Here is a 13,749-nt window from a genome sequence, read left to right as displayed (position 1 = left end):
TTGCACGAGGCCCGTTATGCAACGCAGTTTGGTTTCGGCTCTGTTACTCGTATGCCCATCGATCTTCTCCCTTGCTTCCGACTCACAGCGCACTTGCCATGTCCAGGTGGTCATGTCTAGCGGCGCGATTCCCGCAAAGCTAAAACTGCAGGTTTTCAACGGTGGGAAGCGAATTCATGAGGCTCGAGTTCCTGAAACGGGCTCCATCACCATTCCGGATCTTGCGCCTGGGGACTATCGAATCCAAAGCGGTGGCACGGATGCGAACTTCCTCACGGCTGGACCTCTACACGTCCCAGCTTCAGGACCCTGTGAACTCGGCTTCACGATCGTTGGTCGAACTGACGCGCACAACAATCTGACGGAAGACGACGTGGAGGTTGAGGACCTCCGAATCTCTGCTGCCGTGCGCTCGTTATTTCAGAACGCCTTCACCCAATTCGAGCACGGTGAACTGCAAAAGGCGAAGGAGTCCTTCATCCAGGTAACAAATGTCGCTCCTAAGCTCTCGCGTGCATACAACATCCTGGGTGTAATTTCCAATCAGCAGGGAGATACGGTCAGCGGTCGGCAATACTTTGAAAGAGCATTGGAGCTGAATCCTCGCAGCAGACCTGCTCTAATGAATCTTGCGAAGCTCTCGATCGTGGAACGACGATTCGACGATGCGCTCGGGATTCTTGAGCGATACCGAATTGGGACTCCAGACATCGCCGACGTTCATGCAATGGAAGCTGAAACTCTTCTAAAACTTGGCAGGTACAACGAGGCCATCCGAGAGGCAAAGGCGGCTCATGTACTACCGCATCCTAACTGGGCGAGCGTACACGTCATCGCCGCGGCCTCCTACGAGGCATTGCACCAGCCGGACTTTGCGGTATCTGAGTACAGACAATTCATTCAGGAGTGCAACCAGCAGCCGATGCGAGAACGGGCTGCGCAGAGAATCAGCGAGTTGACGTCGGTTGCCTCGCAACAGCCTTCATCGCAACAGCCTTCACAAATCCCAATGAATTCTCTGGTTATGCGCTAGGAATTTCGGACTGTCATGCTATGGCTTGCGCTTATGACTTGCGCTCTCGACTGCTACCACCCATCGGTATAGTGCGACGCGTGGGCACGAGGGCACCCTTGGTAGCATCGGAGTGGGCCGCGGCAGCACGGGTGAAGACCTCGCTTTGAACAAACTTGACGAAGTCCTGCATCTGCCGCTGCATCTCTTCCATGCGTTCGCGCATGTTCAGAATGATGGCAATACCGGAGATATTGACGCCTAAATCTCGAGCGAGGCTGAGAATGAATTCGAGCCGCTCAATATCTTGATCGGTATAAAGGCGAGTGTTGCCCTCAGTCCGCGAAGGCTTAAGCAATCCCTCACGCTCGTATAGACGAAGCGTCTGCGGATGAATGCCGTACATCTCGGCAACTGCCGAGATCATGTAGGCGCCTTGTTTGCGTCGTTTCATAAAAGAAGCTGCTAAGTTTCTGAGCTGCTAAGGTCAGCCGCTTAGGAGCCAGGAAGCTGCCTGTTAGCTTGCATTTGCCCACAACTCCGCACGGGGATCCTCTACATTCAACTTCGCCAACTCACGCATAAGCTCTTTCGATCGTTCATCGCGCAACTGCGGAACTACAGTTTTCACTTCGACGATCTCATCTCCTCGGACTCCCTCTTTCGTCGCGGAGGGTACACCCTTCTCACGCATCCGTAGTTTCTGCCCGCTCTGTGTGCCCGGTGGAATCTTGAGTTGAGCGCGTCCATCAATGGTCGGCACCTCGATCTTTGCTCCAAGAGCCGCTTCGCTGATCGAGACGGGCACAGTCACGTGTATGTCGTCGCCTTCGCGGCGAAACACTGGATGCTGATCTACGCGAACGATGATGTACAGATCGCCTGGCGGACCGCCGCCATGGCCGGCATTCCCTTTTCCAGGAATGCGAATCCTTTGACCATCTCGCGTTCCCGGTTTGATACGGACTTCAAGCGGCTCGGTAACCGCTACCAGTCCCTGACCATGGCAGTTAGGACATTCATTCTGGATCTGCCCGGTTCCATGACACCTTGGGCAGGGCATGTTGAACTTCATGCGACCGCTCGTCTGCGTAACCTGCCCGGTTCCTTTACATTCAGGACAGGTTTGCCCAGACCCAACCGTGGCGGTTCCCTTGCAAACTGGACAGACGTCCTGGCGCGTAATGTTCAAACGCAGAACGGTGCCACGAATCGCCTGCCAAAATCCAACGTTTACCTGATACTCAAGATCAGTTCCCGGTTCGGGACCCTGTGGTTCAGGCCTTCCACCACGCGAGAAGATGTTGGAAAAGATATCGCGGAATCCGCCGCTCGATTGCTGACTTCCGGTGCTGTCGCTTGCGAAATCGGAAAAGTCAAAACCACCAAAATCGAATGGGACACCTTGCCCAGCGGTTCCGGAGCTGCGCGTGTATGCCCCTGTTCCTCCCGGGAATCCGCCAGCGCCGGCGGCGCCACCAGCCCGAGCATAGGCCTCCGCCGTTGCAGGATCGATGTTGTCGGAATAGAAGCCGACCTGATCGTAGATCTTGCGCTTCTTCGGATCGCTGAGAACGTCGTTCGCCTCAGACATCTCCTTGAACCGCTCTTCCGCTTTCTTGTCGCCAGGATTGACGTCGGGATGATATTTGCGCGCAAGTTTACGGAAAGCCTTACGGATATCATCCGCTGAGGCGGTCTTCTTGACGCCTAGCGTCGCGTAATAGTCTTTAGTCTGAGTAGCCATTTAGCTTCGAGGCTGCGAGTCTCCGCAGCGCGTTTTCACTTTTGCGCAATCGGCGTCGCTTGCCAGGCAACTGCCTGCCATCTTCCGTTGCGTTTCATGAATGTTCCAGTATTGCGAAATTCGCGCGTTACTGGCTTGTCATTCTCCGTGGCGTGCATAACTAGACGGAAGTTGACCACCGCAGTGTCGCCATATTGATGGACTGTAAATTCCGTCCCGCTGAACGTCGCGTTCGCTCGCGGTACTGTGGTCTTGCCCGTATCTGCAAGAATGTCCTTTTTGGTGATCAGAAGTCCCGATCCTCGGGTATAAACAACATCATCGGCAAAGAAGCGATCGAACGTAGCCTGGTCGTTGTTTGGAACGTCCTTGAGAAACGCCTTGACTAGTGAGATCAGCTCCTCTTTTGAGGGGGCTGCATCGCTTTGCGCGTGTGCAACCGGGCTCGTCGTGTAGGTATAGAACGACATTCTTCCACAACCAATACTTCCCAAAATGAGAACGATCCCGCACAGCGGGATCGTTCTTCGTACAACCTTGTCTGCCAGGCTCACCCGAGCTCCGTTCGATTTATGCGTTCCCAACCTGCTGAATGAGAAATAATGATTCCGGCTCGTTGGCCACTGCGTTGCGTACGAACTGTTCGGCGGCATCGAGCGGAAAAAGTCCAGCGACCGGGATCATCTCAATCAACGATCCCAACTGCTGCGCGATTTTCACCACCAAATATTGTTTCATGTCCCCTGATACGGAGCGTGTTGTGCTCCTGGTTCCCTTCTACTGCTATTAACACCAAACTCCGCGAATGTTTTGCGGCTATAAAGCCCATGTTTTGTTCGTCCCAGTAGAAACGTCCGCCGCGGCGGACGTCTCTACCATGAGCCATTGTTATCCAGCCTTCTTCGGCTCCACGTCGACGTACTCAGCGTCAATCACGCCTTCGTCTTTCTTCTGTTCAGCCTGAGCAGCATCGCCGCCCGGAGCTGCTCCGCCGGCTTGTGCGCCGCCACTAGGCGGGGCCGATTTGTACATCGCCTCAGCCAACTTGTGCGAAGCCTGCGTGAGCCGCTCGCGCGCCGAGTTCATCGCCGCTGCGTCGGTGCCTTCCAGTGCCTTCTTGGCATCGACCAACGCCGATTCCACATCGCTGCGCTCGCTGCCGGAGATCTTGTCTCCATGCTCCTTCAGCATCTTCTCGATCTGGTACACCATCGAGTCGAGCTGATTGCGAGCTTCCACCTCATCGCGCTTGGCCTTGTCTTCCGAAGCGTGCGCCTCGGCGTCTTTCGCCATGCGCTCGACTTCCTCTTTGCTCAGGCCAGAAGAGGACGTAATCGTGATCTTCTGATCCTTGCCTGTCGCAACGTCTTTCGCCGTGACATTAAGGATGCCGTTCGCATCGATGTCAAACGTGACTTCGATCTGCGGCACACCACGCGGAGCTGGCGGAATGCCGGTTAGATGAAATTTGCCCAGCGTACGATTCTGCGCCGACATTGGCCTCTCACCCTGCAACACGTGGACTTCAACTGAAGTCTGACTATCCGCAGCCGTCGAAAACGTCTCCGTCTTCTTGGTCGGGATCGTCGTGTTGCGCGGAATCATCGTCGTAGACACGCCACCGAGCGTCTCGATCGAGAGCGTGAGCGGAGTCACGTCGAGCAGCAGCAGGTCCTTCACCTCGCCGCCAAGGACGCCGGCTTGTACCGCCGCACCGATCGCAACCACTTCGTCAGGATTTACGCCCTTGTGAGGCTCCTTGCCAAAGAGATCCTTCACCAGCGCTTGGATACGCGGCATGCGCGTCTGGCCGCCAACCAGCACGACCTCATCGATCTTGCTGGCGTCCACGCCCGCGTCCTTCATCGCCTGCTTGCAAGGTCCAACTGAGCGCTGGATGATGTCTTCCACCAGCTGTTCCAGTTTGGAACGCGTAAGCTTCTTGACCAGGTGCTTCGGGCCAGAAGAATCTGCTGTAATGAACGGTAGGTTGATCTCGCTCTCCATGGCAGTAGAGAGTTCGATCTTCGCCTTCTCCGCCGCATCACGCAGGCGCTGCAAGGCCATCTCGTTTCCCTTAGCGCGGAGATCGAGTCCTTCTTCTTTCTTGAACTCCTCCACAAGCCAATCCACGATGCGCTGGTCGATGTTGTCACCGCCAAGGTGCGTGTCACCGTTGGTGGACTTCACCTCAATGACGCCTTCCCCGACTTCAAGAATGGAAATATCAAAGGTCCCGCCACCGAAGTCGTACACGGCGATGGTTTCATCCTTCTTCTTGTCGAGACCATAGGCGAGCGCCGCTGCCGTGGGCTCGTTCACGATGCGCTTTACATCGAGACCGGCGATCTTACCTGCATCCTTCGTTGCCTGACGTTGGGCGTCGTTGAAATACGCGGGAACCGTGATGACCGCTTCTGTGACGGTTGCACCGAGGTAATCCTCAGCAGCCTTCTTCAATTTCTGAAGAATCATGGCCGATATCTGGGGAGGCGTGTATTCCTTCCCCTGAGCGACCACTGCTACATGGTCTCCCTGGCGGACCACCTTGTAGGGCACCATCTTCATTTCGTCGTTCACTTCGTCAAAACGACGGCCCATAAAGCGCTTAATCGAATAAATTGTGTTTTCCGGATTGGTGATGGCCTGCCGCTTAGCGACTTGGCCAACCAGTCGCTCACCCGATTTGGTAAATGCGACCACCGAAGGCGTAGTCCGGCCGCCTTCCTCGTTTGCAATCACCTTGGGCTCGCCGCCTTCCATGACGGCTACGACCGAGTTGGTCGTACCCAAGTCAATGCCGATAATCTTCGCCATATTGCCTTCTCCTAACTTCTCGCTTAGCGCCTATCTTGCTGAAAAATAGTAAGAACCCAGTTTTATAACAGACGTAGTATGAGAGTTGAGTGACTTATTGTCAACTCGGATGTAGATGCCTGGGACTGCCCTCAGGATTCCTGTTTCTCACTTTTAGTTTCAACAGGATAACTGCTGGGTGCTAGAATCCGAATCTTTGCGTCTCGGAGGATAAACAGCTGCTCTTGAACGCTAACCCGAAGAAAGGCATTACGCTCTGGCCTCTCATTGCGGCCACCTACTTCATGGTGTCAGGTGGCCCATATGGCTTCGAAGACGTGGTCAGGGGAGCCGGGTATGGAGGAGCAATCCTGCTGCTCCTAGTCACTCCTTTGATTTGGAGTCTACCTACCGCGCTGATGATCGGGGAGTTATCGAGCGCGATCCCAGCTGAGGGCGGTTATTACGTCTGGGTACGTCGTGCTGCCGGGCCTTTCTGGGGGTTCCAGGAGGCATGGCTCTCATTGGCCGCGAGCATCTTTGATATGGCCATCTATCCGACTCTGTTCGTGGCTTACGTCTCCCGCCTGTTCCCCGGATCTGACACGGGCTGGCATGGTATCGCAATCGGAGCTGCTGTCATCGGTGTATGCGTGATCTGGAACCTTGCTGGCGGTAAAGCGGTGGGTGACAGCGCGCTGGCAATGCTGTTCGTAATGCTTGGACCGTTTGTTCTGCTCACGATCGTTGCTCTCGTGCACTCGAAAGGTACCGGAACAACTTCGACAGTCGCGGCGCAGCCGTTCGGATTTGTCGCAGGGCTCATGGTCTGCATGTGGAACTACATGGGGTTCGACAACGCCTCGAATGTGGGAGGCGAAGTTGAGAACCCACAGCGCGTGTACCCACTGGCAATGATCTTGACCACCGTCCTCATAGCCGTGGGCTACATCATTCCTATAGCCGCTATGTCCCGAACTGGCATTGCTACACAGGTGTGGACGACCGGTGCCTGGGCGACCGTAGCTGGCCTCATCGCAGGACGTTGGCTTGAAATCGCGATCATCGTAGGCGGCATGGTCGCATCTTTGGCGACATTCAACTCACTGCTGATGAGCTATTCGCGGCTTCCTATGGCAATGGCGGAGGACGGACTGCTGCCAGGAGCCTTCGCTCTCACGACGAAGAACACGCATGCGCCGTGGCTCGCAATTGTCACGTGCGCGATTCTCTGGGGAGCTTGCCTTGGCTTAGGCTTCGAGCGACTCGTGACGCTCGACATCATCCTGTGGGGCGCAAGCATGGTGCTGGAGTTCGTCGCGCTGGTATTACTCAGGATCCGCGAGCCTGAACTGACCCGTCCATTCCGTGTTCCTGGTGGAGTTTTGGCTTGCGCTCTGTTGGGAGTGGTTCCAACAACGCTCATCGTCATCGCGGGACTTCACAGTCGCGGTGATACCATCGCGGGCATGAACGCGCTGTGGTTCAGCTTGCTGGTAATGTTTGCCGGAGCTGGAGCTTACGGAGTGTGTTTCTGGAACCGCGTGCGCATTAGGTCCACAGCAGCGTAGCTCGAGCCTACTGGTTAGCTCAGTCCTGCCGCGCTTGCAGCCTTCATCGTTCCCACTTGAAGTGGAACCAGCTTATCTCCCTGCACGGCTACAAACGTAGGCTGGAACTTCGGGATCTTGCCCCAAGGCATCCAGGGAATCGCTGCCGCAAAGCCTAGATCAGAGAGCAGCAGGACGATGCTCCAACCTCCGTAAAAGGTGAGCTTCAGTGCCCAAAAATGAGTAATCGCAAAGGCGATGACATGCGAACTCAAGGGGATATGCCACTGATCCGCCAAAACTCGTGCATAAAAAATCGCATCTCCCCCAAATTTTCCGAGCAGAGTCAGAACAACGGCAAGCAGCTGACCAGTTCGGTTTACCTTTCCAGCCCCTTTGAAGAATGCCCATGCCACGAACATGCTAGCCAAGAGACTTACTGCAATATGCAGCTTCGGATACCAGGTGTTGGATCCGAGCTCAATCCAGCCAAGCAACACGGTCCATGCCAGAGCAAAAGCTGCTGCGGCTGCGGCGCCGAACAGAATTCCCTGAGGAAATCGCGCGCTTCTACTCGCGTACTCTGCAGCTTCTCTTTCCTTCGCTTCAGAAAGGCGTGTCTGGCAGCCCGTGCAATGGAATCCCGGAATGTTGTTAACTAACGTCACGTTGCTCACAGTTGCAATCTGGCAGTCATCGCACTTTCCATCGTGAGCAGGAACAAACTGTTTGATCACGCCAATAACACTGTCGAGGAGCGCGACAACCGTTTCGGAACTTGGCTTCTTCAGGGTGTAAGGCCAGGAGAAGACGGCCTGATCGTTCTGAACTTTAATCGTCTTCCTGACCGCAAAACCTTTGAACTCCGGCAGGTCCTTCAGTGCAGCTTCGAGCTGGCGAACATCACCCTGCTTTCGGAAGCAAACCATTGCCGCGACACTGCTGGTGTTGTGGACGGTAACCAGCCCAACGGCAATAGCGAATCCTCCGCGCATGCCTAATCCAGTGGCTTTGCTGGATTGAGTATCGGTTTTGAACGTGGATAGTTTCGGGAAACACTGAAGTCCCGCGCGGAGTGACAGTTCGGTCAGGTAACTTGCACCCATAATGGGTGCGTTTTAACTCGATTCGCAGCTCACTCCAAGGCAATTGCTGCTTAAAAGGGATTCTTCAGTAACGTCACTGACAGAGGGACATGCGACCAATGGGACTTGAAAATCACATGCCCCGTTGAGGGCCAGTTCAGAACTTAGGTGCAATAGCGATTGCCAAAATCAGAACCGCAGAACGAGTCCCGCTCCGGCGAAGACCTGGTTTTCTCCAATATTAAAATTTGGAGTCCCAGTATGGAATACACGTGCCTCGAATCGAAGCCCTATCAGAGGTAATGGCGTGAGATCGAATCCACCACCTATTTGAAATGCTCCAACCGTGCTGCTGCCAGGATTCGAAGTTCCGGTGGAGTCAGGCGAGACGTGAGCGAAACCTCCACCCACAACGCCAAATGGCGAAAAGAATGGGACCGCAAGCTTCAAGCGGGCCCCCGGAGTGAAAAAGACGGTCGAATAGTCTTGTCGAAATCCACCTTGAATCACTGTCCGCGTAGGCGTTCCAACCACCGGGAGGTCTAAGTGGAGCGACACAATATGCGCGTTGAGCATTCTCACGCCCAACGCTCCTTCAAACGAGATCTTCGCTGGCGTGTGAATCGTCTGTCCGCAGAATGGATTGCCGGTCGGGCACGTTCCAGTGCCGGAACTAGGAGTCTTGTCCGTTGTGAATATGCCGCCGACCAGAACGGCGAAATCTGCCTTTTGCGCAAACCCAAACCCAGACATGAACACCGCGCAAGCGATCGTTACAAGCGTCTTCTTCAAAATAACCTCACAGCAGAAGTTTTCCGCTGCGAAGATTATATGGCCAAGCAAGGAGGGTTTACGGTACGCGCTCCCACTTTGGCACTACTTGTCGTACAGGTGGTATGGAAAGTTGAAGATGCTGTTGCATTTAGCGAAGAGAGCCTGTTTGAGGCTTTCGCTGAGCAAAATGCTCGGTTACGATTGCCGGCGTCTCTGGCAGCTTTTTATCTTCAGCAGCGACAGCCAGTCGAACAAATTGCGCGCAGGTCCAATTAAGCGGTGTCGCAGAACCCGTCGCTTCTCCAAATTGGAAGCGGTTCGGATCTGGAGACTCCTTTCTGTCCCAGACCTGTTCGCCAAGCATATGGCCGGCATTGGCCATCTTCTGCATGGCATCTAGATAAGGTGCGGGATCCTTTCCCGACGCGACCGCATATTCGCCGCGTTCTCCCGCGAGCAAAACCCACAACCGGCCAATGCCTACTTCGTTGTAACCATGGCCATCCGCCTGTTCGCCATAGCCGTCGTGGTTATAGCGATACCAAACCGGACCATTTGGACTGTCGACCTTGATGACGGAATCAATCACTCCAAGGGATTTCTCGATGAGTGGATCACCGGCAGGTCGAATTCCGAGACGCACTAGCTCGAGAAATCCCGCATCGACAATTTCACGCTCGTCCCACGTACCACCTTTGTTGGCGATGTTGATGATCTCCCCCGAGTTCGGTTGTCCATGTTGGCTTAAACGAAGAAAATAATGGTCTGCATACTTCCCATTTTGGGTTACAGTCCAAGTCTCGAGCTTATTAGCCCAGTCATTGGCAGTGTTCAACCACTGTACACCCGCATCATCATCATGATTCATCTGCGCGATTCGCGCGGCACAGACCAATCCCGCGATCTCGGCAGCGATCGTGGAAGGAGAATATCCCGACTGCTCCTCCCATCGCTCCTGAGGCGAAGCGGGGCCATTCTTTACAATAAAGTTCGCCGCAGGCTTCACGTGCTTCTCGTAGGTCTGCGAATCCGTTCGTCCGAACTGCCAGGCGAGAATCAGCGGATACGAGACTTCGTCCATCTGAAGCGAACCCCAAAATGGGCGCCCATCAAGCCATGAATTCTGCGGGAAGGAGCCATCTGGCTTCTGCTGCACACTAAAGAGATAGTTCAGCGCCCGATCCGCAGCTTCCTTATCTCCCATGGCATAAAAAGCGGTCGCCACCTCGTACAAATCCCGCGACCACACTAAGTGATAGCCGCCGACTGAAGGCTGATCGGCGTCGGTCTCCTCTCCCCATGGGATTGTGAGCGAGGCGGCACCGGCACCGCGATATGTTTTGTCCTCGTGCGCCTTCATCACCATCGCGGCAATCTGATATTGATCGCGATACTTTGGATCGACTTGCTTCAGCGTAGCGATCCAATCCCTCCATCCTTTCGCGTACTCCGTATATGCGTGCTCGTAGCCTTTTTGCAGAGATTTTCTGGCAGTCTCTATCGCCACTTCGCCTTCGGGTCCGAACGCGAGAGCGATGGTGAAGTTCACATCGCGAGTCGCCGCCGAGGGAAGCTCAGCCGTTTGCACAACGTTGCCATCCTGCGCTCGCGCATAAGTATTCTTGAGCGCGAATGACTTTCTGAGCTCCACGAGACCGTCGCTTGTTCCTAAATACCCGCTAGTGGTCTTAGTAAACGGAAGACTGCTGGCAAGTGCGGAGGCAACCCCGTTGTCAGAGGCAACCAGCGTCTCATCGACGCTATAACCGGTGTCGTGCATTCCGCTGTTGTTGATGGAGGGATCGTACAGTACATAGAGCTGCACTTGACCGGATTTCAGACGCTGAAAACGTATCTGAATCAGCAAAGTGTCCCGTTCTGGGTCGGTAATGTATGTCTTCGTGATGCGGTAGCGGCCTGCTTTGGAGGTGTTCACCTCGCGGAAGCTGAGCACCTCGGTATCCGGAACCTCGATTTGATGCGTAGTATCTTCGGACTCCCGCTCTACCCAACTTTTGCCATCGGTGACGACGAACTCCAACGTGCGCGTATTCGCTTTATCGACGGTGGGATAGTAGACCTCGTTGAGAACGCCATCCGGGCCGAGCGTAAACCAAACGTGAGAACCTAACGAATTCGAAGTACCTACACCCTGCTTATTACCGCTGGTCCAATGTGCCATCTGGCCAGGAGCTCCGGGAGCGAGCTGCGCATGGACAGATACGATGGACAAGACAAGGAAAAGAAAAGAAAGCACGTTGAAACGGCGCATGCTGCCGATTTTATACGAGTGCACGGCGCTGGCTGTCGGGAGAGAGCGAGCCATCGACGACAATGCCATTGCAGAGAGAACCTGTTTCTGAAACACTGTCCCGCTCGCAATCTCACTGGATCAACCTACAAAATGAATCGAAGAGACTTTGTGAAGACTGGGTCGGCAACGCTTGCCACTCTGGCGTTTCAATCAGACGCGCTCACGCTTCCAACACCGAACAGCTCGCCTTCTGGGCGACTCGTTTTTCCTCTCAACCGGAATTGGCGATTCAGCGCGCAGCGGGCTCAGAACGATACTGCTACCGATTTCGACGATTCCAAATTCGACCAGGTGACAATTCCGCACACCAACAAGATGCTTCCGTGGCATAGCTTCGACGAAAAGTCTTATCAGTTCGTCTCCATCTATCGCCGCAAATTCCGGCTCCCGCCCGAAGCCCGCGGTCGGCATATCTTCGCGGACTTCGAGGGAGCCATGACTGCCTCGACTGTGTGGATTAACGGTCAGCGTCTCGGCGAATACAAGGGTGGATACACGCCTTTCTCCTTTGACCTGACGCCACACATCAATTGGAACGCCGACAACCTTCTTGCCGTGGAGCTCGATTCCACGGAACGCCCCGATGTTCCTCCGTTTGGCGGCGAGATCGATTACCTGACGTTCGGTGGAATCTATCGCGACGTGCGTCTACGTCTTGTGCAGTCCACGTACATCGAAAACATCTTTGTTAGGCCCGGCAATGTTCTCTCGGACCGGCCGACCGTGGCTGCTTCCTGTTTCATCGGGCGGCTCGACGCCCAACCAAGCCCGCTCACTTTGGAAGTGGAACTTCGTGATAAGGATCGCGTCGTGGCTACAGCTCACCAAACGGTTCCAGCGGCGGCGGCAGTCGATCCGGTGGCCTATGACGTCACGCTCAGCGGGTTTGGCTCGGTTCGCAAGTGGGACCTGGAGAATCCCAACTTGTACACCATGGTGGTTCGACTCAAGCAAAACGAGACCACGATCGACGAAGACCGCCGTCGCTTCGGCTTTCGCAACGCCCGCTTCACCGATCATGGTTTCGAAGTCAACGGGCAGGAGGTTAAGCTGCGCGGACTCGACCGCCATCAAACATTTCCGTTCGTTGGTCAGGCGATGGCCGCGCGTGGTCAGCGACGCGACGCTTACATCCTGAAAAGGGAACTCAAGTGCAATATCGTGAGGACATCGCACTACCCGCAATCCCCGGATTTTCTCGATGCCTGTGACGAACTCGGCCTCCTGGTTTTCGAGGAGATCCCCGGCTGGCAGCACGTTGGCGATGAGAAGTGGCAGGAGATCTCGATCGATAACGTTCGCCGCATGGTGCGTCGCGACTGGAATCATCCGTCGATCATTCTCTGGGGTGTGCGCATCAACGAGTCACGCGACCACCATGACTTCTACGTCAAAACCAACGCCGTGGCGCACGAGCTCGACTCCACACGACAAACTGGCGGCGTTCGCTATTTCCAGGAATCGGAGTTCCTGGAAAATGTTTTCACCATGAACGACTTCGGCTTCCCGCTGAAGCCGCCCAACCATCCGGCCTATCTGAACACTGAATTCTGTGGTCACACTTATCCGACGAAAATGAACGACAGCGGCGAACGGCTCGCCGAGCATATCCGGCGGCACGCGCGAGTGCACAACACAATCGCAAGCAGCCCGCAATACGCTGGAGGCTTAGGTTGGTGCGCCTTCGACTACGACACGCACGAGGAATTCGGATCCGGTGATCGCATCTGTTACCACGGGGTGAGCGACATATTTCGGTTGCCCAAGCCCGCGGCATTTTTCTACCAGTCACAATGCGATCCCTCCGAAGAGATTGTGTTGGAACCAGCTTTTCAGTGGTCCGCGGCGGACGATTGGAGCCAGGTGATGGAGACTGCAGTGGTCTGCTCCAATTGCGACCATCTGAAGTTCTACGTCGGTGACCGGCTGGCGGCAGAGGCCGATCCCGATCGCGCGGCCTTCGGCAACCTGCCCCATCCACCTTATACGGTGAACCTACATAAGGGACCGAGGAACGCGCCTCTCAGGATCGAAGGATACGTGGCTGGGAAGAAGGTCGTAGAAAAACATTACGCACACGCCGGAATCGACCGGCAATTCTTGCTGTCAGCTGATGATGCAAAACTGGTCGCTGATGGCGCCGACAGTACGCGCGTCGTCATGCGCGTTACCGACGAACACGGTAATCTGCGGCGCTACTCCACAGGAGCAATTGCACTGAGCCTGGAGGGCCCAGCGGAGCTTATCGGTGAGAACCCGTTCAGCCTCTTCGGTGGCTGTGGCGCTGTGTGGGTTCGTGCTAAGCACGAACCCGGCAACGTTGTATTGAAGGCAAGGCATACCGTTCTGGGAACCAAGGAAGTTCGCATCGCTCTCGAAGCGGCGGAGCCGGAGCGGGTCTGATGATACCTCTCACGTCTGTCATCCTGAGGCCCCGATATTGGCCTCAGGATGACAGTCGTTAGCAACGA

At 55.2% G+C, this 13,749-nt stretch carries 11 protein-coding genes; 3 read left to right on the top strand and 8 right to left on the bottom strand.

Features of this window, described 5'->3' with window-relative positions; translation table 11 throughout:
- The first annotated feature begins 16 nt into the window (after positions 1-16).
- Complete coding sequence (locus tag VNX88_22760; protein HWY71507.1) at positions 17-1,033, top strand: tetratricopeptide repeat protein; 1,017 nt, start codon at positions 17-19, stop codon at positions 1,031-1,033.
- A 31-nt stretch (positions 1,034-1,064) separates the two neighbouring features.
- On the opposite strand, the gene VNX88_22755 is transcribed toward VNX88_22760, so the two are convergent.
- From VNX88_22755 to dnaK, 5 genes are all read right to left on the bottom strand, one after another.
- Positions 1,065-1,466 carry a helix-turn-helix transcriptional regulator gene (locus tag VNX88_22755; GenBank protein HWY71506.1) on the bottom strand — a complete coding sequence of 134 codons (402 nt, stop codon included), beginning with the start codon at positions 1,464-1,466 and terminating at the stop codon, positions 1,065-1,067.
- Positions 1,467-1,529: 63 nt separating this feature from the next.
- The gene (locus tag VNX88_22750; protein ID HWY71505.1) at positions 1,530-2,759 is read right to left on the bottom strand and encodes a J domain-containing protein; all 1,230 of its coding nucleotides are present in this window, start codon (positions 2,757-2,759) and stop codon (positions 1,530-1,532) included.
- Between the two features lie 35 nt (positions 2,760-2,794).
- Positions 2,795-3,313, bottom strand: coding sequence for a nuclear transport factor 2 family protein (locus VNX88_22745; protein ID HWY71504.1), 519 nt, complete (start codon positions 3,311-3,313; stop codon positions 2,795-2,797).
- Positions 3,314-3,329: 16 nt separating this feature from the next.
- Positions 3,330-3,497, bottom strand: coding sequence for a hypothetical protein (locus VNX88_22740; GenBank protein HWY71503.1), 168 nt, complete (start codon positions 3,495-3,497; stop codon positions 3,330-3,332).
- 150 nt (positions 3,498-3,647) lie between these two features.
- Positions 3,648-5,576 carry a molecular chaperone DnaK gene (gene dnaK, locus VNX88_22735; GenBank protein ID HWY71502.1) on the bottom strand — a complete coding sequence of 643 codons (1,929 nt, stop codon included), beginning with the start codon at positions 5,574-5,576 and terminating at the stop codon, positions 3,648-3,650.
- 224 nt (positions 5,577-5,800) lie between these two features.
- Between dnaK and VNX88_22730 the strand changes: the two genes are divergently transcribed.
- A complete protein-coding gene (locus VNX88_22730) occupies positions 5,801-7,126 on the top strand; it encodes an APC family permease (protein HWY71501.1) in 1,326 nt (441 codons plus the stop codon).
- A 14-nt stretch (positions 7,127-7,140) separates the two neighbouring features.
- Here the strand turns inward: VNX88_22730 and VNX88_22725 are convergent, their stop codons facing one another.
- From VNX88_22725 to VNX88_22715, 3 genes are all read right to left on the bottom strand, one after another.
- Complete coding sequence (locus tag VNX88_22725) at positions 7,141-8,100, bottom strand: hypothetical protein (protein ID HWY71500.1); 960 nt, start codon at positions 8,098-8,100, stop codon at positions 7,141-7,143.
- Positions 8,101-8,379: 279 nt separating this feature from the next.
- Complete coding sequence (locus VNX88_22720; GenBank protein HWY71499.1) at positions 8,380-8,982, bottom strand: hypothetical protein; 603 nt, start codon at positions 8,980-8,982, stop codon at positions 8,380-8,382.
- Between the two features lie 130 nt (positions 8,983-9,112).
- Positions 9,113-11,290, bottom strand: coding sequence for a glucan 1,4-alpha-glucosidase (locus VNX88_22715; GenBank protein HWY71498.1), 2,178 nt, complete (start codon positions 11,288-11,290; stop codon positions 9,113-9,115).
- A 78-nt stretch (positions 11,291-11,368) separates the two neighbouring features.
- On the opposite strand from VNX88_22715, the gene VNX88_22710 reads away from it, so the two are divergent.
- Entirely contained in the window at positions 11,369-13,681 is a 2,313-nt protein-coding gene (locus VNX88_22710) for a glycoside hydrolase family 2 TIM barrel-domain containing protein (GenBank protein HWY71497.1), read from the top strand.
- The last annotated feature ends 68 nt before the right edge of the window (positions 13,682-13,749 follow it).

The sequence above is a fragment of the Terriglobales bacterium genome, from assembly GCA_035567895.1.
In the GTDB taxonomy this organism is placed as follows: Bacteria; Acidobacteriota; Terriglobia; order Terriglobales; family Acidobacteriaceae; genus Gp1-AA112.
This window is presented reverse-complemented; position numbering and strand designations above follow the sequence as displayed.

What these genes read in the sequence shown, in the direction of transcription:
- VNX88_22760 (HWY71507.1), top strand. Translation starts at nt 17, where the DNA reads ATGCAACGCAGTTTGGTTTCGGCTCTGTTACTCGTATGCCCATCGATC.
- VNX88_22755 (HWY71506.1), bottom strand. Translation starts at nt 1,466, where the DNA reads ATGAAACGACGCAAACAAGGCGCCTACATGATCTCGGCAGTTGCCGAG.
- VNX88_22750 (HWY71505.1), bottom strand. Translation starts at nt 2,759, where the DNA reads ATGGCTACTCAGACTAAAGACTATTACGCGACGCTAGGCGTCAAGAAG.
- VNX88_22740 (HWY71503.1), bottom strand. Translation starts at nt 3,497, where the DNA reads ATGAAACAATATTTGGTGGTGAAAATCGCGCAGCAGTTGGGATCGTTG.
- dnaK (HWY71502.1), bottom strand. Translation starts at nt 5,576, where the DNA reads ATGGCGAAGATTATCGGCATTGACTTGGGTACGACCAACTCGGTCGTA.
- VNX88_22725 (HWY71500.1), bottom strand. Translation starts at nt 8,100, where the DNA reads ATGCGCGGAGGATTCGCTATTGCCGTTGGGCTGGTTACCGTCCACAAC.
- VNX88_22715 (HWY71498.1), bottom strand. Translation starts at nt 11,290, where the DNA reads ATGGCTCGCTCTCTCCCGACAGCCAGCGCCGTGCACTCGTATAAAATC.
- VNX88_22710 (HWY71497.1), top strand. Translation starts at nt 11,369, where the DNA reads ATGAATCGAAGAGACTTTGTGAAGACTGGGTCGGCAACGCTTGCCACT.